At 57.3% G+C, this 20,869-nt stretch carries 21 protein-coding genes and 1 tRNA gene; 11 read left to right on the top strand and 11 right to left on the bottom strand.

Going from position 1 to position 20,869, the window contains the following annotated elements; genetic code table 11:
• Positions 1-3 precede the first annotated feature (3 nt).
• The 5 genes from KI792_08405 to KI792_08385 all read left to right on the top strand — a co-directional run bounded on the left by KI792_08405 (position 4) and on the right by KI792_08385 (position 4,236).
• Entirely contained in the window at positions 4-1,350 is a 1,347-nt protein-coding gene (locus tag KI792_08405; GenBank protein ID MBV6633037.1) for a protein rep, read from the top strand.
• Positions 1,347-2,105, top strand: a complete 759-nt coding sequence (locus tag KI792_08400) for a helix-turn-helix transcriptional regulator (GenBank protein MBV6633036.1) — start codon at positions 1,347-1,349, stop codon at positions 2,103-2,105. The genes KI792_08405 and KI792_08400 overlap by 4 nt, the downstream gene beginning before the upstream one ends.
• Positions 2,106-2,213: 108 nt before the next feature.
• Complete coding sequence (locus tag KI792_08395) at positions 2,214-2,978, top strand: helix-turn-helix transcriptional regulator (GenBank protein ID MBV6633035.1); 765 nt, start codon at positions 2,214-2,216, stop codon at positions 2,976-2,978.
• Positions 2,975-3,340, top strand: coding sequence for a helix-turn-helix domain-containing protein (locus KI792_08390; protein MBV6633034.1), 366 nt, complete (start codon positions 2,975-2,977; stop codon positions 3,338-3,340). The genes KI792_08395 and KI792_08390 overlap by 4 nt, the downstream gene beginning before the upstream one ends.
• Positions 3,337-4,236, top strand: a complete 900-nt coding sequence (locus KI792_08385) for a site-specific integrase (protein MBV6633033.1) — start codon at positions 3,337-3,339, stop codon at positions 4,234-4,236. The genes KI792_08390 and KI792_08385 overlap by 4 nt, the downstream gene beginning before the upstream one ends.
• Positions 4,237-4,292: 56 nt before the next feature.
• Here KI792_08385 and KI792_08380 read toward each other — a convergent pair.
• The 3 genes from KI792_08380 to KI792_08370 all read right to left on the bottom strand — a co-directional run bounded on the left by KI792_08380 (position 4,293) and on the right by KI792_08370 (position 5,821).
• Positions 4,293-4,367 (bottom strand) — tRNA-Val (locus KI792_08380).
• A 147-nt stretch (positions 4,368-4,514) separates the two neighbouring features.
• Positions 4,515-5,384: a hypothetical protein gene (locus tag KI792_08375; GenBank protein MBV6633032.1), complete on the bottom strand. Its 870-nt coding sequence runs from the start codon at positions 5,382-5,384 to the stop codon at positions 4,515-4,517.
• Between the two features lie 74 nt (positions 5,385-5,458).
• Positions 5,459-5,821, bottom strand: coding sequence for a response regulator (locus KI792_08370; GenBank protein ID MBV6633031.1), 363 nt, complete (start codon positions 5,819-5,821; stop codon positions 5,459-5,461).
• A 298-nt stretch (positions 5,822-6,119) separates the two neighbouring features.
• Here KI792_08370 and KI792_08365 point away from each other — a divergent pair, with 298 nt between their 5' ends.
• Both KI792_08365 and glk read left to right on the top strand, forming a co-directional pair.
• Positions 6,120-6,992: an N-formylglutamate amidohydrolase gene (locus tag KI792_08365; protein MBV6633030.1), complete on the top strand. Its 873-nt coding sequence runs from the start codon at positions 6,120-6,122 to the stop codon at positions 6,990-6,992.
• A gap of 369 nt (positions 6,993-7,361) precedes the next feature.
• Entirely contained in the window at positions 7,362-8,342 is a 981-nt protein-coding gene (gene glk, locus KI792_08360) for a glucokinase (protein MBV6633029.1), read from the top strand.
• Positions 8,343-8,349: 7 nt separating this feature from the next.
• On the opposite strand, the gene KI792_08355 is transcribed toward glk, so the two are convergent.
• On the bottom strand, positions 8,350-9,420 hold the full coding sequence (locus KI792_08355) for a dipeptide epimerase (GenBank protein ID MBV6633028.1): 1,071 nt from the start codon (positions 9,418-9,420) through the stop codon (positions 8,350-8,352).
• On the bottom strand, positions 9,390-10,424 hold the full coding sequence (locus KI792_08350) for a DUF1611 domain-containing protein (GenBank protein MBV6633027.1): 1,035 nt from the start codon (positions 10,422-10,424) through the stop codon (positions 9,390-9,392). The genes KI792_08355 and KI792_08350 overlap by 31 nt, the downstream gene beginning before the upstream one ends.
• A gap of 185 nt (positions 10,425-10,609) precedes the next feature.
• Between KI792_08350 and KI792_08345 the strand changes: the two genes are divergently transcribed.
• Positions 10,610-12,460: a gamma-glutamyltransferase family protein gene (locus KI792_08345; GenBank protein MBV6633026.1), complete on the top strand. Its 1,851-nt coding sequence runs from the start codon at positions 10,610-10,612 to the stop codon at positions 12,458-12,460.
• Between the two features lie 87 nt (positions 12,461-12,547).
• Positions 12,548-14,869, top strand: coding sequence for a penicillin acylase family protein (locus KI792_08340; GenBank protein MBV6633025.1), 2,322 nt, complete (start codon positions 12,548-12,550; stop codon positions 14,867-14,869).
• A 6-nt stretch (positions 14,870-14,875) separates the two neighbouring features.
• Here KI792_08340 and KI792_08335 read toward each other — a convergent pair whose 3' ends face one another.
• Positions 14,876-15,082, bottom strand: a complete 207-nt coding sequence (locus tag KI792_08335; GenBank protein ID MBV6633024.1) for a hypothetical protein — start codon at positions 15,080-15,082, stop codon at positions 14,876-14,878.
• A gap of 450 nt (positions 15,083-15,532) precedes the next feature.
• On the opposite strand from KI792_08335, the gene KI792_08330 reads away from it, so the two are divergent.
• Positions 15,533-16,393, top strand: coding sequence for a PhoH family protein (locus tag KI792_08330; protein ID MBV6633023.1), 861 nt, complete (start codon positions 15,533-15,535; stop codon positions 16,391-16,393).
• Positions 16,394-16,499: 106 nt separating this feature from the next.
• A complete protein-coding gene (locus KI792_08325) occupies positions 16,500-17,129 on the top strand; it encodes an SCO family protein (protein ID MBV6633022.1) in 630 nt (209 codons plus the stop codon).
• A gap of 2 nt (positions 17,130-17,131) precedes the next feature.
• On the opposite strand, the gene KI792_08320 is transcribed toward KI792_08325, so the two are convergent.
• The 5 genes from KI792_08320 to KI792_08300 all read right to left on the bottom strand — a co-directional run bounded on the left by KI792_08320 (position 17,132) and on the right by KI792_08300 (position 20,818).
• Positions 17,132-17,500 (bottom strand): RusA family crossover junction endodeoxyribonuclease, encoded by a 369-nt coding sequence (locus KI792_08320; protein MBV6633021.1) that lies wholly within the window; start codon positions 17,498-17,500, stop codon positions 17,132-17,134.
• 60 nt (positions 17,501-17,560) lie between these two features.
• Positions 17,561-17,746: a hypothetical protein gene (locus KI792_08315; protein ID MBV6633020.1), complete on the bottom strand. Its 186-nt coding sequence runs from the start codon at positions 17,744-17,746 to the stop codon at positions 17,561-17,563.
• A gap of 286 nt (positions 17,747-18,032) precedes the next feature.
• Complete coding sequence (locus KI792_08310) at positions 18,033-18,602, bottom strand: thioesterase family protein (GenBank protein ID MBV6633019.1); 570 nt, start codon at positions 18,600-18,602, stop codon at positions 18,033-18,035.
• A gap of 80 nt (positions 18,603-18,682) precedes the next feature.
• A complete protein-coding gene (locus tag KI792_08305) occupies positions 18,683-18,985 on the bottom strand; it encodes an SCP2 sterol-binding domain-containing protein (GenBank protein MBV6633018.1) in 303 nt (100 codons plus the stop codon).
• A 33-nt stretch (positions 18,986-19,018) separates the two neighbouring features.
• Positions 19,019-20,818 (bottom strand): acyl-CoA dehydrogenase C-terminal domain-containing protein, encoded by a 1,800-nt coding sequence (locus tag KI792_08300; protein MBV6633017.1) that lies wholly within the window; start codon positions 20,816-20,818, stop codon positions 19,019-19,021.
• Between the last annotated feature and the right edge of the window lie 51 nt (positions 20,819-20,869).

Here is a 20,869-nt window from a genome sequence, read left to right as displayed (position 1 = left end):
TACATGAGCTCCCCTGCAAATCTTGATATACACGCAAATAATGTTTCCCCCCCAGCCCTAGTAACCAGTAACCGGCAACAATCCCATGCACAGGCTGGGGATAATGGTGACAGAGGACTCTCCAAGATCAGGCGGCACCAGCTCCGCCGAACATCTGCTTCGTTACTTCCAGGGGAACGGGTCAAGAAATGCGGGCAGCAGCCCGTAGGCACGACAGTTACGCTTCATGCCACCCATACCGGTCATCATTTTGCAGGCGTCGAGACATGCGGCTCTGTTTGGCATTGCCCGGTTTGCGCAGCCAAGATCACCGAGGGTCGCCGTGAGGAAATCGATGCCGTCCTAGAAAGCCACCGGAAGGCTGGTGGGGCCGTCTACATGATGACCCTTACCATTCCGCATCATCGCATGCAGACCTGTGAGGAGCTTCGCCATGTCGTCCGCGACGTATGGCGGTTCGTGAAGCAAGGCAGCCCCTGGAAGCGGGCCAAAGCCAAATTCGGCTATCTGGGCGATGTTCGGGCCATGGAAGTCACCCATGGCCACGATGGATGGCACCCTCACCTTCATATCCTCGTGTTCATGCATCCAGACGCGACCGAGGATGATGCTGAGCAACTAGGCTTCTATTTCTTTGATCGATGGGCACGCAGTGTCGAGCGCAAAGGCTACGGGCAATGCTCTGCGGATGCGTTCACCTTTGATCGGGTGACCGAAGACAGTGGCGCCGCTGAGTATGTAGGCAAATGGGGTGCAAGCCTTGAGCTCACCAAGGCCCATACAAAGCTCGCTGGCAACGGTGGCAGGACGCCATGGCAGATCCTTGATGACTGCCATCGCCACGGTAGCAAGCGCGATAAGGCTCTATTTCGAGAGTATGCTCACGCCTTCAAGGGCGCACGACAGCTCACCTGGGGCGGCGATATTCGGCATCGCTACGATAACAGCCCAGAGGCCACCGACGAAGAGTTAGCAGCCTCCAAAGAACTTCCTGAGACGCATATCGCCACGCTTGGCAATGCACTGTGGAAGCATATCAGGCGACAGCAGATCATCCCTCACGTGCTGGTTGAGGCAGATCAGGCCGATGGTGTTGAGGGTGTCATCGCCCTCCTAAGAGCCCAGGGCCTCGATGTCATTCAGCGCGAGCATCAATCACTCGAATTAGGCCGGCGAGTGCCGTTCCTCGACCTCGCCCCGCCTTCACAGACGTCACCGGGCATTCCTCCCGGTACGTGTCCCGGTACGTGTCCCGGTAGCTACCGGGAACCCTACCCACCTCGCAATTTCAATGACTTAGAAGATGGGATGGGTATTACCACCAGCAATCATCGAAAGGTAAATCCATGACTGACACTGCAACTCTCAATCAAGCAACGACCGCTGGCGAACGGCTTCGTGCCGCTCGCGAACAGGCAGGTCTGAGCCGAAACGATCTAGCTGAGAAAACCGATCTTACGCTCCGCATCATCGAGAAGTTCGAACAAGGCCTTCAAGAACCAAACCTTAGTCGCCTCGTCGCTATCTGCGAAGCCCTAGGATGCTCAACAGATCACATTGCCTTTGGCACCGACGACGCGCCGGAACATATCGATCACCAAGACGCAGACTATGAAGACGAGCGCGGCGGAAACCCTGTCCTATCGATTTTCTACGAGACGAGAGCCGCCGGGTTACTCATCGCAATCGATGAAATGCGAGTTGGTGAGTTTAGTGGGAACCGCCGCAAGCTAGGCCCAATGGTAGGTGATCTCGAGGCCAGCCTTCGATACTTGGACCCGGAAGAACTTATCGACCTCGCCATTGAACGAGACATCGCCAAGCTTAGCGATGGCCAATGGCAAGAACTTGCCTCAGTAGCGTTTGAAAACGCTACCGATGATCAAAAGCATCAGCTGGATGCAGTGGGTAAGAGAATCATCGATACAGCCCTCTTTGGCGTTGATCTCGAGACCATGACCGACGAGCAGCTTGAAGCACTGGATGATCAGCTCAGCGGGAAACCCTTTGTCCAATTGTTTGAAGGTAAGGACCTGATATCAGGCCTCCGCATGCGGATGCGGAGCGCGATCACCGAAGGCGGACCTATCTTCGATGAACGCTAGACAAGCGAGCGGCTGGTGTTTTGGCCACTTTTCCACACAAAAGCACCAGCCGCACACGAACATCTCATTTTTTGATGTACCCACTTCATTTTTTGGGTATGTTAAATCATGACTTCAGACCAACCAAAGCCGCGTGAAGCGCTGGGCAAAGCCCTAAGAGAGGCCAGAGAAAAGGCGGGCCTCTCTCGCGTTGCGCTGTGTCAGAAGATTGGAATTAGTGAGAACACCCTGATCCGCTATGAGCGCGCCGGACTAGAAGAAGATGGGCAGTATCCCTCGTCTCAGAACCTCGCAATGCTCTGTCTCTTCTTGGACCTCCACCCCATTTGGACACTCCTTAAGTGCGTTCCAGAAGAGCACCAAGAGGCCGCTGAACAAGCATTTATCGATTACAGCTACGAACCCTCATATCAATTTCATTTCATGCAAACTCAGTACTTAGCATTATTGAAGGACAACCAAATACAACGTGAGGCGCTTCGAATTCTGACCAAAGACCCGGACGAGCTAGACGATGATGAGAAGTACCTGAAGCAATGGCTAGTCGAGCAATCCCAAGAAATCCATGACAGGCAGGAAGCTTTTGATCAACGAATGCTTGCGTTCATGACGCTGACCGGAGCTGAGAAGAATGAGAGCCTGTTCATCCCCGGCCCTGAGGCGCAGCAAGCTACCGACTTCTTTGACTATTTGGCAGAGGCCCCTGAAGCAGGCCGGGCTGAACAAAGGATCGATGCTCAAATAGCAAGAAAGTACCGGGAGATCGAACACCTAAAACTACACAAAAAAGAAGAGCCCGCAGGCGGCGAAACCAAGACGGACTCTTCGACAAACTCCAATCCACCAACTGATCCAAAGGAGGACAGAAGATGACTGGTTATTTGCTTACAGAGACTACCGCTACATCTCCACCACCGCAAGCTCGACGGATGCCGGAATTCCTTTCGGTTAAGCGTGTTGCTCGCTTGTTGGATGTTCATCCTCAAACCGTTCGGCGAATGCTCGATAACGGGACGCTTGATGGCATCCGACTGGGACGCGTCCGCTTAGTGAGTGTCCAGAGCTACCTTGAATATGTGGAGAAACAGAAATGTCAGAGCCGTCAAAGCGAGGCCGCAAACCTCTCGCCCCTCGCCTTATCAAGCGACCCAACAAGCCAAACTTCTACATCCGAGATGGTAGCCGAGAATTTACAACTAAATGCTCGGATCGGGAGGGCGCTGAACAATGCTTGATCCAGTACAAAGCTCTGAAAGCAGCACCACCCAACCCTTCAATCAGTCAGCTCCTCGACGAGCGACTTGCGGATCTAGAGAGCATGGGAAAGGCAAGGGCTCAGAACTCACCTTTTTACCATCGGCCACTTCACGAAGCGCTTGGATCACTGACGGCAGACCAGCTCAACCGAGTGCATTTAGCAGAGTATCGAAAGGCCCGCGCCCATCGGTCCGGCAGCCTTATCGAAGAACTGCGAGAGCTGAAAACTGCGCTAAAGAGAGCCAACGACGACGGTCGGATCAGTTTCAATGTTGGTATGATCGAGATACCAAAACCAAAACCACCAAGAGACCTCTATCTCTCGATCGAGCAAGCTCAGGCAATCCACGATGCTGCCTCAGCACCCCACCTAAAGGCCTTCATCAAAATAGCAATGAGAACCGGCGCTCGAAAATCGGCAATACTACAGCTTACTTGGGATCGAGTAGACCTAGTAGGCGGGCGGATCGACTTTCGCGACCCCACCCAAGCGGTAACCAACAAACGCCGTGCACTCGTACCCATTCCACCGGACCTCAAAACCGCGCTTACTCGACTGAGACAGCATGCGGAGACGACATTTGTCATCGAGCATCTGGGAAAACCAGTGAAGGACATCAAGAAATCCTTCAAGCGTGCAGCCGTGAAGGCGGGCGTACCAGATGCAACCCCTCATGTGATGAAGCATTCCTTCATCTCGTGGTTGGCCCAGGAAGGGATACCGATGGACAAGGCCGGCGCAATGACGGCGACAGACCCCCGAACACTGAGGCGCGTTTACCTTCATTTCGACCCCAACTACCTCGCGGATGTAGAAGCAGTAACGGCCAATTTCGGCAATTTCTCGGACAAGCCCGAGGAATTGACTGCATAGCCACCCAGCCCAATCTTTCAGCAGGCCCACAAGTTGTTGTTTTAATTAAGTATAAATGGTGGGCGCGGCTGGGATTGAACCAGCGACCCCTACGATGTCAACGTAGTGCTCTCCCGCTGAGCTACGCGCCCTATGTCGTCGGCAATATTCGATGGCTGTTCGGGTAACAACTCTGCCGCGAGCCGGAGGCGAATAGCATTTACCGACCTGCTCTGCAAGTGCCCTCGCCCCGATTTTTGTCGCTACTTTGGTTCTGCTGGATCGACGCCAGGCATCCCCTACTGCCGCGGCAGCAAGGCGAAGCCTAGGGGTAGTTCATCAAGGTCATAGCCAAGTTGGGCCACCAGGCTTTGGTACCCCTGATGCGCTCGCACGTAATCCCATAGCTCAACCGGCATCGGCCGCTGGAAAAGGGATAGCCCAACCTCCGCCTTGGCGCGATCATCACCGGTGATGTTGGTGTTAGCCGCCGCCTTGGCCGCGAACTGCGGATCGAAGGGAATGTCCAAATACTGGCAGAGTTTCTGGATCGCAGCAGCGGGGTCGGGCAAGAACTCTTCATACCGGACCACGCGATCAAGAGGATTGTCCGCTACGAAACCGAGCCAGCCCTCGATGTATTGATCAAACGCCGCCTCACCACGGTAGTGGGTGCCGAGCGTGGCGCTCTCTGCGATCGACATATAGCAGGCCATGGGGTGACGGACCCAAACGGCGCGTTTCAAACGGTAGTGCGGCTCAAGCAGCGCAACCAGTGCGCCGGTCCCGCCTGCGGGCACACAAAACGGCCGACCATGCCAGTCGATATGGCTCCAATCCCGCAACACAGGGGCATTGCCGGACGTCTTGGTTGCCTCGATGACTTGGGATAGCTGCTCAAGTGAGTTCGGCAGCGCACCGACGGTGAGCAAATCCTCTGGGTTCTCTAGAATATCCAGACCATGGGCGGCGGCCTGCACCAAGGCGCTTAATGCCAGATGGCCGGTACCGGCCGTCTGTGACTTACTTAACGGAGGGCCGTCGGGGTGGATCTCACTGTAGAGATAGACCCCATCCATCGCGCCCACATAACGTGAGAAAATGGTGCACCCGGTCCGGGCCAGGGAATGGAAGATGGCCAGTTCTGGCTTATCGGCATCTGCGGTCATGACGTTGGCAACCGGTTGGTCTTGGGGCGCCCAACACGTGATCAGGCTGCTAAGCCGATAGCATATCCGGGTTACTAAGCCGACAACACATCGTCGACTTGTTCGACCAGGCGACGCAGATGGAACGGCCGGGACATAACCGGTGCCTCATTCCCATTGGCCGTGCGGCCCATGCGCAGTGCCACGGCGGCAAAGCCGGTGATCATCATGATCTGCATGCCGGGGGTATTATCAGCGGCATGGCGTGCCAGCTGCACACCATCAACGCCGGGCATGGCCACATCGGTCAGCAATAAATCGTAAGTGCCGGTCTTAAGCTCTGCCATGGCGGCATCACCATGCCCCACTGCCTCAACCGCATGTCCAGCGCGTTCGAGCGCCTGCTGGATGAAACGGCGCATACCGCTGTCATCCTCTGCCACCAAAATACGGGCCATTTCTTGTGCCGCCTTGCCTTCATTCTAAAGGGGAGCGCGTGCGTGCGATCCGCCAGTTGCCTTCCGAAATACCTTCCCAAGTACCCCTAGCCCTCCGAAACACATGCCCGGATATGCGCTTTCTGCGCGTTCAATCCGTGACAAAATACCTTTTCCCGGTGATCCAACGGGCAAAGCGGTCTATGATGCGTTATGGGTGAGGCGGGCATCGAGATGCCGCACCGCGCTACCACCACGCGCTTAAGACCGATCAGCTCACCATGATCGCTCGGGACCGGATGACCCTATTTTGCTAGGCATGACCGAGATAACGACGACGAAAAGTTATCGGATCGACCGTCCGAGTGAACAACTGTTGCCGATTGTCCTCGCCTCGCCCCATAGCGGCGCCGACTATCCCGCTGATTTAATTAAGAAAACCAACCTAACACCACTTCAACTGCGCCGGTCAGAGGATGCCTTCGTTGACCAGCTCTATGAGCCTGCAGTGGCAAATGGTGTCCCCCTGATTCGGGCTAGATTGGGCCGAGTCTTTGTTGACCTAAACCGCGAACCTTATGAGCTCGACCCGGGCATGTTTGACGGCCCGCTGCCCGCCTATGCCAACACGCGGAGCCCACGTTTGGCCGCTGGCCTCGGTACCATCGCCAAGGTGATCGCGAGCGGTGAGACGATCTACAACAAGCGGTTATCCTTTAAGGATGTCTCTGCCCTGCTCGACACCTATTACAAGCCGTATCACGACGCGCTCGCCAAGCTGTTGGAGGAAACGAAGGAGAAGTTTGGCATGGCGATCCTGATCGATTGCCATTCCATGCCCTCCACCGTGGGCTTACCCGGTGCCCTGAAGGGCCGGGCGGTTGACTTCGTCCTCGGCGATTGCCACCGCAGCTCCTGCGATGCCGGTATTACCGCCCTGGTAGATCGTCATCTTGAGCGCCTGGGCTACCGCGTCTTGCGCAACCGTCCCTATGCTGGCGGTTACACGACACAGAATTATGGCCGCCCCTCTAAAGGCATTCATGCCCTGCAGGTTGAGATTAATCGCGCGCTTTACATGGATGAGGCGCTGATCGAGCCGATGCCCAGTGTCAAAGCCCTGTCAGAGCAACTCGCCAATATGGTTGAAGCGCTGGGCCGCGGGTATCTGAGCGCTGCTGCCGCCGAGTAAACAACGCCCGCCCCACCCGGATTGAACATAAAAAAGGGCCGCCTGGCACGAAGCCGGCGGCCCGAAGTTCATTGAGGGAGGAAACACCCAACAGAGAGAGGTTTACCGGCATCTCACCGCGACCCATCGCCTAGCGACTTATCGCGTCCAACGCCCCTAAACCTGTCAACAATGCTGACATGCTTTGTGCGGCGCAACAAGCCCAAAAAGCCTAAAATTGCATTTTTTCTGTTCAAAAACCTTTCTGCCTATTTTTTAGACAAACTGGGCAGCCATTACCGTGATTTGCCTGGCGCTCAATTAAGCAGCCTGCCATTTCAGTAGGCGGGCACCTTGTCTGGCCCGCCAAAACTGCTTAAGGCAGCAGGCATGACAGATTTAATCGCGGATATTGGCGCCACCAACGCCCGCTTTGCCCTACTACCCGGCCGGCCCGGCATGGGCAGCGGCATCCCTGAGTCTATTCGGGTGTTTAGCGTTCAGGCCTATCACAGCCTTGAAGATACGATGACCGCCTATCTGGATGCTGTCGGCATGTCGGTGGATGGCTTGCAGCGCGCCGCCATCTGTATCGCGGGGCCGGTGACCGGTGACCAGATCTCGATGACCAACCACCCATGGGCATTCAGCCAACGGGCCATGCGCGACCAGTTCGGCCTGGAGCAGCTGATCATCGTGAATGATTTTACGGCCATTGCCCTTGGCCTATCGCGCCTAAAGCCCAGCGACCGACGACAGATCGGCGGCGAGGCAAACCCGCCCGTCGCACCAAAGGTTGTGTTGGGCCCGGGTACCGGCCTAGGGGTTTCTGGCCTCCTCCCGATTGATGAACCGGATGGTAGACTGCGCTGGCACCCGCTATCTGGCGAAGGGGGCCACGTCACCTTACCGTCGGAGAATGATCGCGAGGCGGCTATTATCAGCGCCCAGCGCGCCAAAACCGGCCATGTGGGTGGGGAAGACTTCCTGTGCGGCAGTGGCTTGGTTCGCCTTTATGAGGCCATCGCCACTGTTGACGACAAACCGGTTCCAAAGGACCTGATCCCAGCCAAGGTTACCGATGGCTTCCTAACCGAGAGCGACCCCATCGCCATTGAAGCGGTTGAACTGTTTTGTGGGTGGCTCGGCGTGCTGGCTGGTAACTGCGCCCTGACGCTGGGTGCCACTGGCGGGGTTTATGTCGCTGGCGGTATCGTGCCCAGGCTTGGTGAGCGGTTCGATCAATCAGCCTTCCGTGACCGCTTTGAGGCCAAGAACCGATTTAAAGAGTATCTGGCGCCAATCCCAAGCTATGTGATCACCCACGATTTCCCGGCCTTCCTGGGCCTAATGGCAGCGCTCGATCGGTAAATTGGGCTTAGTGCCGACGCATGGTTGGCAGGGGCAGGCTCTCAACATCGGGATGCAGCTCCTGAACACCCCCGCCCCACAGGCCTGGCTCAACTGGCGTGATACGCCAATCATCATAGGTAAGGCCCGGCTTCCGATCCCGGTCCAGCATGATGGGGCCATCCAGATCGGTGAAGTTGGCGCCCTGGGCAACCAGCGCAGCTGGCGCCATGGCCAGGGATGAGCCGACCATACAGCCGACCATGATTTTGAAGCCCAGCGCCTCACCTTCGGCCTTCATGCGTAAGGCCTCGGTTAAACCACCGGTTTTATCCAGCTTGATGTTGATGACCTGATAGAGGCCACGCAAACGCGCCAAGGTCGGCAGGTCGTGGCAACTCTCATCCGCGCCGAGGGGTATCGGCAGATCACCCATAGTGCCCAACGGGCTGTCCTCTGCCGCTGGCAAAGGCTGCTCTAGCATCTCGATGCCCAGATCGGAAAGCTCGCCTGCGAAACGCGCAACCATATCGAGGGTCCAGGCCTCATTCGCATCAACGATCAGCCGTGCATCGGGGGCAGCCTTACGTACCGCTCGCACCCGCTCCATCTCAAGCTCATCTTCACCGGCCAGCTTCAGCTTAAGCAGTGGCCAATGGGCACGCTCAGCCGCCTTCTGGGCCATGATCTCTGGATCATCCAGGCTCAACGTAACGGCGGTATCGATTTGCTGTGGCTTGGGAAGGCCAGCCAAACGCCAAACCGGTTGCCCGGCGATCTTGGCCTCAAGGTCCCACATGGCGCAGTCGATGGCATTTCGGGCGGCACCAGCTGGCAGAACGCTTTGTAGCTCTTGGCGGGTCATGCCATGGGCGACCTGATCAGCAACGCCATCGATAATGTCGATGACGCTCTCGCAGGTCTCACCATAACGGGCATAGGGGGTGGATTCCCCCTTACCAACAATACCGTTGTGCTCGATGCGGGCTACAACCACATCGGCGCCAGTGCGCGCCCCACGAGAGATGCGAAACACGCCTTTCGTTGGAATGGTCTGTTTTCGCGCTGTTAAGACGCGCGGGCCAACGAGGTGGGCCATTCCTTCTCAAGTACCTCAACAATCGGGCCAACACCCATACGGACCGGATCGACCGCAGGCATGCTGTGCTCTTGTTCTAACTTCTTAAGGTACTCTTTTGCTTCGCCTTCGTCTGCTATCCCTGCGGTATTAACAGATATTCCGACAACGCGTGCCGCCGGATTGACACGCTTGGCGCATTTCTCGTTCAGCTCAATGCAATCGCCGATATCGGGAAGCTTATACTCAGGCAGGCCGCGCATATGCGGGCGGGTTGGCTCATGGCACATAACCAGGGCATCAGCCTGGCTACCGTGAAGGAGGCCCATGGACACGCCAGCATAAGAGGCGTGGAACAGGGAACCCTGACCTTCAACCAGATCCCAGTGGTCTTCCGAATTCTCAGGTGACAACAGCTCGCCCACACCAGAGATGAAGTCGGCAACCACCGCGTCGATAGAGATGCCGGAGCCGTGGATCAGGATGCCGGTTTGGCCGGTCGCACGGAAATCACAGTTGAAGCCACGAGACTTCATCTCTTTTTCCAGTGCCAGGGTGGTGTACATCTTACCAACGGAACAGTCGGTACCGACGGCGAGCAGGCGCAGGCCCTTACGCTTGATGCCATTACCAACATCAAAGCTGCCGGTAGCATGGCGAACGTCGTGGATCGCACGGCCCAGTTCCTTTGCCTTTGCGGCAACCTCAGGAATGTCCGCAACCTTGCTGTGCAGGCCGGAGGCAATGTCCAGGCCCATATCCAAGGCCTTCAGCATCACCTCAGTCCAGGTATCTGAGAACTTGCCGCCCCGGTTCGCAACGCCCAGCACCAAGGTCTTAGCACCGGCCGCGACACCCTCTTCCAGGGTCATGTCAGTGATGCCCACATCGGCGTTACAGCCTGGCAACTTCATTTGACCGACGGAATTCTCTGGGCGCCAACGCGCGATACCATCAGCGGTTTTAGCGGCCAACTGGTCCGGCGCATCGCCGAGGAAGAGTAGATAAGGCAGTTGGATTTGCATGGGCTTTAAGCCTCCATGTTTCTTGCGGTGATTTGGAAGCATCACCACGGAATGACAGGCGGTCGTCATAGACGAAACCAGGCGCCTTAGGCAATGATGCGAATGACGCCGCTGGTCGCCATTCATAGACCAGTCATAAGAAACTCCAGAAAAATGGCGCCCCTACGCTTGCGCCACCTGCGCCCATGACCCAGCCAAATTTCGATCCCAGCTTCACCACCCGCCCGGAATTAAGCGGCAGCTTTGGCATGGCCGCCTCAACCCACTGGCTGGCCAGTGCTGCCGCCATGGGCATCTTGGAACAGGGCGGCAATGCCTTTGATGCCGCCGTCGCCGGTGGCTTTGTCCTGCAGATTGTTGAGCCCCACCTTAATGGCCCCGCCGGTGAGGTCCCAATCCTGATCCATGACGCAGAGAGCGGGAAGTCTGAGATGATCTGTGGCCAGGGACCCGCCCCGGCGGCCGCCACCATTGATCACTTTAAGGGCATTGGCCTCGACCTAATCCCGGGCACCGGCCTAACGGCGGCCTGTATCCCCGCCGCTTTCGATGCCTGGATGCTGTTATTGGCCGAACGCGGAACGATGGATGTGGCCAGTGTGATGGCCCCGGCGATCCATTACGCGCGCCAAGGCTTCCCGGCCATGCCACAGATCACCAGCCCCATCGCTAAGATGAGCGAGGTGTTCAAAACCCACTGGCCAAGCTCCGCCGACACATACCTACAAAAAGGTGAAGTGCCGAAAACCGGGTCCATGATGACTAACCCAGTGCTGGCTGACACCTATCAGCGCCTGGTTGATGAGGCGATGACCGCCAGTGGTCGCGACGCCCAGATTGCCAAGGCGCGCGATATCTGGCGCCAGGGCTTCATCGCAGAAGCCATCGATAGTTTTTGTAAGACCACAGAGGCGATGGATGGCACGGGCCAGGCCAACCGGGCCTTACTTACCGGTCATGATATGGCCGGGTTCAGCGCGTCGGTGGAAGCGCCCCTCGCCTATGACTATCACGGCTATACCGTCCTAAAGGGCGATGCCTGGACCCAGGGCCCGGCCATGCTGCAAAGCCTGGCCTTGCTAAAGGGCTTCGATCTAGCCGCCATGGACCCTTACGGCGCGGACTTCGCCCATGCGGTGATCGAGGCGCAGAAGCTGGCCTTCGCTGATCGCGATGCCTGGTACACCGATCCGGCTTATGAGCATGTGCCAACCGAAACACTGCTGTCTGACGCCTATAATGATGACCGGCGCAAGCTGATCGACAATGCCAGTGCGAGCCATGACTGGCGCCCAGGTCAACCAGATGGCCGCGAGCTAAAGATCGCTGACTGGATCAAGAACCCACCGGCAACCATGCCAACCGATGGCTTTGGTGGCGGTGAGCCAACCCGGGAAAAGAGCGGCGATCGTATCCTCGAAGCCCCTGCAACCCGCCCACTGCGCGGCGATACCTGTCACCTGGATGTGATTGATCGCTGGGGCAATATGGTGGCGGCGACGCCAAGTGGTGGCTGGTTAATGGCCTCCCCTGTTATCCCTGCCCTCGGCTTCCCGCTTGGCACGCGGATGCAGATGTTCTGGCTAGAGCCAGGGCTGCCCTGCTCCCTCGTCCCCGGCAAACGTCCGCGCACCACCCTATCGCCCAGCATGGCGTTGAAAGATGGCGCGCCCTATCTCGCCTTCGGTACCCCGGGCGGTGATCAGCAAGAGCAGTGGCCGCTATCTGTCTTCTTGCGCCATGTGCATCACGGCCTGAACCTGCAGCAAGCGATTGATGCCCCCTGCTTCCACACCGAACACCTTGTGGCCTCGTTCTGGCCACGCCCGTTCAAGCCTGGGGTTATGTGCCTTGAAGACCGGTATCATGAAGATGTGATCGCCGAGCTTCAGCGCCGTGGTCACCACATCACAATGACCGGCGATTGGTCACTGGGCCGGGTTTCCGCGTGTTCCCAAGAGATTAGCAACGGACAACGCATCCTGCGTGCAGCCGCCAACCCGCGGGGCATGCAAGGCTATGCCGTTGGCCGATGAGTGATCTAGTGAGTGATCTGACGACTGATCTATTGGCCAGCGCCTGCGTAGAAACAGACATCAGGTTCCTTCAACCAAGAGTCTTCGATGACCATGATGCGTAAGCTTGCCGCCTCAGCAATTGCAGCGATTGGCCTGGGTGGGTGCTCCCTACTGACACCATTGCCGACGCCAACCACGACTGAACGGCGCCTCGCCATGTTCCCGACCGAGGGACTGCCGGTTGAGAAGCCGATCACCATTCGCTGGGATGAGCATCAGATCCCATTCGTTGAGGCCGAGAGTGATGCCGATGGTGCCTTTGGCCTAGGCATGGTTCATGCCCATTTACGCCTTGGCCAGATGACGCTGGCAAAACACCTAACCCAGGGCTGGATGGCGGAGTTGGCAGGCCCGATCGCCATCGATTTTGATAAAGCAATCCGCACCATCGATCTGGGCCGTGCCACGCCAGAAATCTACGCCAACCTTCCCATGGAAACGAAGCAATGGCTCGACCGGTTTGTTGACGGTGTGAATGCCTATCAGGACCGGATGGTTGAGCGCCCCCATGAGTTTCAGGTGTTTGGCATTGATGAGCCCGAACCCTGGACCGGCGCTGATATCCTGACCATTGGCCGCCTGGCCGGTGTTGATATCAATTGGCTGGGCTGGGTTGGCCTCATGCAGCAACGCCAGCGCGAGGATTGGCCCGCGGTTTGGGACCGCATTCAGGATACCGGCCTAACCACCATCGCCGCCGATGGCAGCCGTTTTGGTGATCCGAGTGAGAGCGCCGGACTGGCCAAAGAACTACTCGTCGCGGCCCTGCTTGACAGCGGTCGCATTGGCAGTAACTCCATGGTCATCGATGGCAGCCGCACCGCATCCGGGGCGCCGGTGATCGCAAGCGACCCCCATTTGGGACTGCGCCTTCCCAACCTTTGGTTATTGGCGGGACTGAAGTCGCCCAGCTTCCACGTCGTTGGGATGATGCCGACCGGCCTACCGATCTTTGGCCTGGGCCGGAACCCCGACGCAGCCTGGGGTGGCACCAACCTTCGGGGTGCGTCGAGCGATCTGATAGACCTGAACGCCACCGGCTATACGGAGGCTGACTTTAAGGTTGAGACCAAGCCGCTCAAGGTTCGGTGGTGGCCGGATACGGAATCCAATATCCGGGTCAGCCCGCAAGGCCCCATTATTAGTGATGCGCCCCTGCTTGGCTTTGATAAGGACCGGCCGCTGGCCGTCCGCTGGGTCGGTCATGAGCAGACTGATGAGATCACCGCCTTCCTAAACGCAGCCCGCGCCAAGACCTGGCAGGGCTTTGCCGATGCCTTTGCCAGCTATGGCGTCTCAGCGCAGAACATGCTGTTTGCCGGCCGGAATGGTCAGGCCAGCACCGGCGAGATTGGTCTGGTCGTGGCCGCCACCATGCCGCGGCGGAAACCCGGGCGCCCAGCTGACTATATCGTGACAGATGCCGAAGCCCTGAAGGCCTGGGATAACCTGGCGCCCAGCGATGAGCTGCCCCGCTTCCACAACCCACCTAGCGGAATCCTGGCGAGCGCCAATGTGCCGCCCGGCCCGTCTGAGATACCGCTCGGCTATGTCTTCTCTGGTCCTGATCGGGTTGAGCGGCAAGTGGCCTTGGCGGCAGAGCGCAACGATTGGAATGTCAGCCGATTGATGAGCCTGCAGCTCGACACCTTCTCAGTCTCCGGCCTGGCCTTCCGGGATGATTTAATCGCCCGCATTGATGGCCTGGAAGGACTGGAGCTAACCCCACGCTATCAACGACTGATTGAGGCGATCCGCGCCTGGGATGGCCGCTATGATGTGGAGAGTGAGGGGGCCGCCGCCTATGCCGCCCTGTTCGCCGCCATGGCGCCGCGCCTGTTTGAGGCCACAGGCCGGATGCAGGATTACAGCCTGATCAATAATGGCGGGAACAGTAACCGCTGGACCGCTGAAGTTCTGGGCCTGGTCGATGACGCGACCTTGCAGACCGCATTGCTTCAATCCTTAGAGGCGGCAGAAACCGCGTTCACCAGTTACCCGCGTTGGGGCGATATGCACCGGGTCAATGTTGGCCACCTCATGTCCAACATCCCCCTGATTGGCGGAAAGTATGTGGTGGGCAACTATCCCGTTGCCGGTAGCCATGAAACGATTTGGAAGTCAGCCCACCCACTGACCCCTGGTAAGCACAACGCCTATTACGGCAGCCAGTCACGCCATGTCTCGGATTTGAGCGATGTGGACGCCAATTACTTTGTGTTGGTCGGTGGTCAGGATGGTTGGCTGAACAGCGCAAATTTCAGCGACCAGACTGAGGATTTCTTATCCGGTCAGGCGATCCAGCTGCCCTTAAGCGATGATGGCGTTCGACGGGTGTTTACGACCAGCATCACCCTGACCCGCTAAGCCGCCTCAAGTCTTGGTCTGTTTCTCAGCTTCCAGCTCGGCGAGGCGGGTCTTAAACTCGTCTTCAGGGATCAAACCACGCTCATGCATCGCCTTGAGTGCGTAAATCTCCTTATCCGTCGAGTCGCCCTCATTTCCGCTTTCCGTGTCGGCAAAACCCGATGCGGCGGCCGGACGGCTAAATGGTTTCGGAATAAATCTGTTTTTGCTCATACCATTGATTATGCGGGTAAATTTGCGTGCCGCAAGGGTTGTAACCCACCTCTTACCCAATTCCCGCACATGAAAGTTTCATGGCACTGCAGCATCAGGCTTGGAGTGTGACATGGGCGCGATGGTACTTTTTTACTCGTACGGTGAATGCCGTAACTGACAGTCCGTAACTGACGGGTAAGTGGTTGAGCGCGCGATCCATCGCCTCAAACGCCAGACCGGCGGAGACTGCTCCGCCCAGCATCTTTGGCCAGGCTGCCAAGTACAGCCGGTGTGCCACTCGTCAGCCCCGCACTCTTCGAAATTCCAGATCAGAAACTTCAGGTTTCGCGAGACCCCCGCGTACCGCGCTTATGAGCATGAGCCTCGTAATCGGTGCCGGGCGTAAGGGACATGTGGTCGAGGACCGACCAACATGCCCATCACCAACCCCTGTATGGAGGTTTGACCATGGCTAAACGGAATAGCGCTAAGTCCCAGCGGCAATCAGCACGAGAAGCGGCCCGAGAAACGGTTCGTAACCATGCTAAAGCGGACGGCGCAACAGTCCATGCACTACCTGGTTTTGATGAACCCTACCGCGAACCTGGATGGGACCCATTAGGCGATGATCGTTACGGCAATAACCGTGACGGCGGCCAGGGTAAGGCCAAAGGCAAAGGCGGCGAAGATCGCGACCGGGATCAAAGCTACATTCGTAAAGTCAAACCCCGTAGTGCCGGCCAAGCCGAGCTGATGGATGCCATTAAAGAGCATAATCTGGCGCTCGCCCTCGGCCCTGCTGGTACCGGTAAAACCTATCTCGCCATCGCATCAGCCGTTGAGGCCCTTGAGAATGGTGAGATTGACCGGATTATCCTCTCCCGCCCAGCGATTGATGCGGGTGAGAATATCGGCTTCCTCCCCGGCGCGCTGGAAGAGAAGATGCACCCTTATCTGCGTCCGCTCTTCGATTGCCTGACTGATCGTCTTGGCAATAAGCGCCTACGCATGCTGCTTCAGGATGGGACGATTGAGATTGCGCCTGTTGGTTTCATGCGAGGCCGCACCCTCAACAATGCCTATGTGGTGATTGATGAAGCGCAGAACTGTACCTACGCACAGCTAAAGATGCTGATGACCCGCCTTGGTTGGCACTCAACCATGGTGATCACCGGCGACCCAGAGCAGTCTGACCTGTTGGAAGGTATGTCTGGCCTGGCTGATATCGCTAAACGGCTTGAGACCCTGCCTGACATTGCGGTTGTTCAGCTGAACGAGAGCGACATTGTTCGCCACCCGCTGGTCGCTTCCATGCTCTCAGTCCTGTAACGGCACTGATATCGCAAAAAATTGAGCCGCCGGTCGCAACGCCGCATGGTAGAGCGACCGGCGGTTTCTTATGTTTGGGTCAGACCAGTTAGCCGGAACAGAACACATGAAAAAGTCGTCCGTTATCGCCTTGGCACTTTGCGCCATCACCCTGGTGGTGGTGTCAGCCGCCACATACCTGCTCACGCAGCCTGGGCAAGGCACTGACCGGCCAAGCGGCGCGGTGGCAACCACCGTGCAAATCGGCGGCGACTTCACGCTAGTAAATACTGAGGGCGAAACGGTGACCTCAGCTGATTTTGATGGCCTCTACCGGGTCATGTTCTTTGGCTTTGTTCATTGCCCTGATTTCTGCCCGACCAAGCTCTACCAGATCTCGCAGACACTCGACCGCCTACCGCCGGAGGTGGTGGAGCGGATTGCCCCGATCTTTGTCACCGTCGACCCTGCCCGCGACACGCCTGAGGTGCTGCGCGATTATCTGAACACGCTGGATGATCGGTTTGAGGGGTTAAGCGGTACGGAAGAACAGATCGCCGCCACCGCCAAGGCGTTCCGCGTCTACTATCAGAAAGCACCGAGTGATGATCCCGACTTCTATAATGTCGATCACTCCACCTTCACCTATGTGATGGACCCGCAGAACCGGTTCATTGACGTGATTTCCTACGACACGCCGATCGAGGCGATGGTTCGTAAAATCGGTGGGTATGTGGAGAGTGGTGCAACCGGCTAGACCTAGCGTCGGATTGCCTCGAACTCGTCCCGCAGGCTGACGCCATCAAAGGCCATGGCGCGCATTTGGATCGCAGGCACGATGGCGCCCATGGGCTGGGCCTGTTTCTCAACCACCAGGCGCCGGATTTGGCGATCATCCTGCCAGACCAATCCCGTCAATGCGTCGAGCAATGCTTTGGCCACGTTATCTGCATCAATGCGACGGCTCAGCCGATCAACGGTGAGCAGGATCGCCACATCATAGGCATCGAACCGCGCGGCCTTGCGCCAACCGCCATCGACAAGCGTCTCACGCACAACGGTGCGCAAGCGACTACGCTGCGTTGTAATCTGTGCAATTTCGATGAAGAGGCCACCACCATCAAGCAACCGATAACGGCAGCGGTTGCTGCCTTGCCATCTGCCTGATGTCTTGGTGGTCAAGGGCGCTTAGGCCCGTGCTTCAACCGTCGCCATGCCATCGGTTTGGTCGAGCATCTCTGCCGCTTCAACCATAGCGGCTGAGCGATTGCGCTCTCGAAGGCTAGCATCTTGAAGAAGACGACGGCGGCGGGTCACATCACCTTGCAGCGACTTCACCCCAGCAACACCACGAAAACCAGTACCTGCACCCATGGCCGAAAACTCCATCAAATGGCGCTACGGCTGACCGGTCCCCCTAATGGATCAGATTTCGGCCGCAGCAAGTAAGTCGAGTTAGTAAAGGCTCACATTTACGCGCGCGGCGGTTGGTTCCCCCGTCGTGGAGATAACCTACCTATGTGTTTCGAAAAATAGAAGGTTTGATGACAGAAATATTTCGCGTATCGACAATATGGTGCACATGATCCACAAGCGCACTGTGCATAGCTGATGTGAATGCCACAGCGCTTGCGAGTCGATTTGCATTCTGGGTGAGATTTTAGGCGGCCTCGGCCACCTCAACGCTCGGATCGACCGGCCAATCGGCCAACATTTTGGTCCAATCCTCAACATAAGCCCGACTCGCGACAGCATTCAGGTCAACGCCTGCTGCCTCCATCAACTCAGCTGTTGGCACCCGCCCCTGCTTGGAGGTGACAGCGGTTTGGACCAAACCAAGGGCCTTCACCCGCCCATCGCGCCCGTAGAAACGTTGCTCGATATACACCCATTTCTCATCCCAACCGATGATCTGGGTCTCAATCTGGAACCGCTCAAACGGGCCAATTGCGCGGCGATAGCGCATGGTTGAAGCGGCAACCACAGGCATCCAGCCACGCTTCAATGCCTTCGTCAGAAATCCAGCGCGCAGCATCATATCTACCCGGCCTAGATCCATGATGCTGAGATAGCGGCCGTTATTCATATGGAAGTTAAGGTCCATATCCGTCGGCCAGCAGCGCATGGTCACCCGTGCCGGTTCAAGCAGCGCCTTTGCGGTGTCGACATCCCGTTTGCCAAACAACCAAGCGGTGATCAGCATGCGGATCAGACGGAACAGAAGGTTCATGATGCGGTGCCTATCTCAAACATGGAAAAGGCCGATACGCTGGTCGCATCGGCCTTCAACACTCTAACGCCCAGCGGCGCTTACTCTTCCAATAGCGACGCCAACTTCATGGCGTAACCCATTGACCCATCGACCTTAATCTTGCCTGTCATGAAGGCCAGCGTCGGGTCTTGGGTGCCATCAAGCAGACCACGCAGGGTGTCCATGGACATCTTCACTGTCGCATCACTATCGGCATCATCATTGCTGACCTGGGGTGGGGCACTCGCACCATCGAGCAGGATGGTCCCCTCCCCGTTGAGGTCGAGCTTGATACGCCCGCCAAAGGCGCCGGCATAGGTTACGCGTTGGCGTACCTGATCGGTTAGTTGGTCGACGGGCATTTTAAGCCTCCTCTAGATCAGCAAATCGTCAGTTTAGAATTGGGCTTCATCCAGATCCATCACCGGGTCTGAACCGGCCATGATGCGGATAAAGCAGGCATTCGCCTCTGGCAGGACCTTCTGCATGTAGTAACGCGCAGTCTTGATCTTGCCGTCATAGAAGGCGGTTTTGCCATTGGCGTTCGGCAGCTTCTCTTTTGCTGTAATCACCATCTTAGCCCACATAAAGCCGAGGGCGACATAGCCGAAGAGACGCAGGAAATCGGTGGAGGCAGCACCCGCCTCATCCGGGTTCTTCATGCCCTTCTGAGCGACAATACCGGTGGCTTGCTGCAGCTTGCCGAAGGCTTTCGCCAGTGGGAAGACGAACTCTTGCAACTCTGGGTTGGTTTGATGCTCTTCCAGGAACTCCTGGACGGGATGGAAGAACTGGCGCAGCAGACGACCGAAGTCTTTCGGCATCTTACGACCAACCAGATCCAGCGCCTGAATACCGTTGGCACCCTCATAAATCTGGGCGATACGGGCATCACGGACATATTGCTCCATGCCCCATTCCCAAACATAGCCATGGCCGCCCAGCATCTGCTGGCAGTCGATGGCGATCTGAGTGCCATTATCGGTCAGGAACGCCTTCAAGATCGGGGTCATCAGGCTGACCAGATCATCGGCATCGCGACGCACCCGTTCATCCGGGTGTTTATCGAAGACGTCGATTTGCATCCCAATCCAATAGGATAGGGCACGGGACGCCTCGGTAATCGCCTTGGCGTTCAGGAAATTCCGGCGAACATCCGGATGCACCATGATGCTATCGGCTGGCTGATCCGGCTCTTTAGCGCCGGTGAGCGCGCGGCCTTGGCGACGATCCTTCGCATAGGCTAGGCCGTTTTGGTAGGAAACCTCACCAATCGCGAGACCCTGCATTGCCACGCCGAGGCGGGCAGCATTCATCATGGTGAACATAGCGCGGAGCCCCTTATGGGGATCACCGACGAGCCAACCCTGGGCGTCATCAAAGTTCATGACGCAGGTGGCGTTACCATGGATGCCCATCTTGTGCTCGATTGAGCCACACATCACGCCATTGCGTGGGCCAGCAACATGGTCACCGCCCTCTTCCTTTGGAATGAATTTCGGCACCAGGAACAGGCTGATCCCCTTCACCCCTGGAGGCGCATCGGGCAGCTTCGCCAACACCAGGTGGACGATGTTGTCCGTCATGTCATGCTCACCGGCCGAGATGAAAATCTTTGTCCCGGAGATGTCGTAGGAACCATCATCGCGAGGCACAGCCTTGGTGCGGATTAGACCAAGATCAGTACCGCAATGCGGCTCGGTCAGGCACATGGTGCCAGACCAGATACCGTCCACCAGCTTTGGCAGATAAAGGTCCTTGAGCTCGTCACTGCCATGCATATGGATCGCGTCATAAGCGCCCTGGGACAGGCCCGGATACATGGCGAAGGCCATATTTGCCGATGACAGGATCTCGTTCAGGACGAAGTTGATCGAGGCTGGCATGCCCTGACCGCCGTAATTCGGGTCAGCGGAGAGGCCGATCCACCCGCCCTCACGGAACTGGTCATAGGCTTCCTTAAAGCCGGTGGGCGTACGCACCACACCGTTTTCATAGGTGCAGCCCTCTTTGTCGCCAACCTGGTTCAGCGGGAACAGCTCGTTCTCCGCCATCTTGGCGGCCTCTTCGAGGATCGCATCGATCAGATCCTCAGACACATCCTCATAACCTGGCAGTTCAGACAGGCTTTCGGCATTCAGCACCTCATGCAGGACGAAGCGCATATCTTCAACTGGAGCACTATAGCTAGGCATCTCGTGTTACTCCCTTATTCCCAATCTGGTCCGTGGCTCAGTTTCTGAGCC

The sequence above is a fragment of the Alphaproteobacteria bacterium SS10 genome, assembly GCA_019192455.1.
Lineage (GTDB): Bacteria > Pseudomonadota > Alphaproteobacteria > TMED2 > TMED2 > TMED2.
The sequence above is the reverse complement of the archived record's forward strand: the minus strand, read 5'-3'. Positions and strand labels throughout refer to the sequence as shown.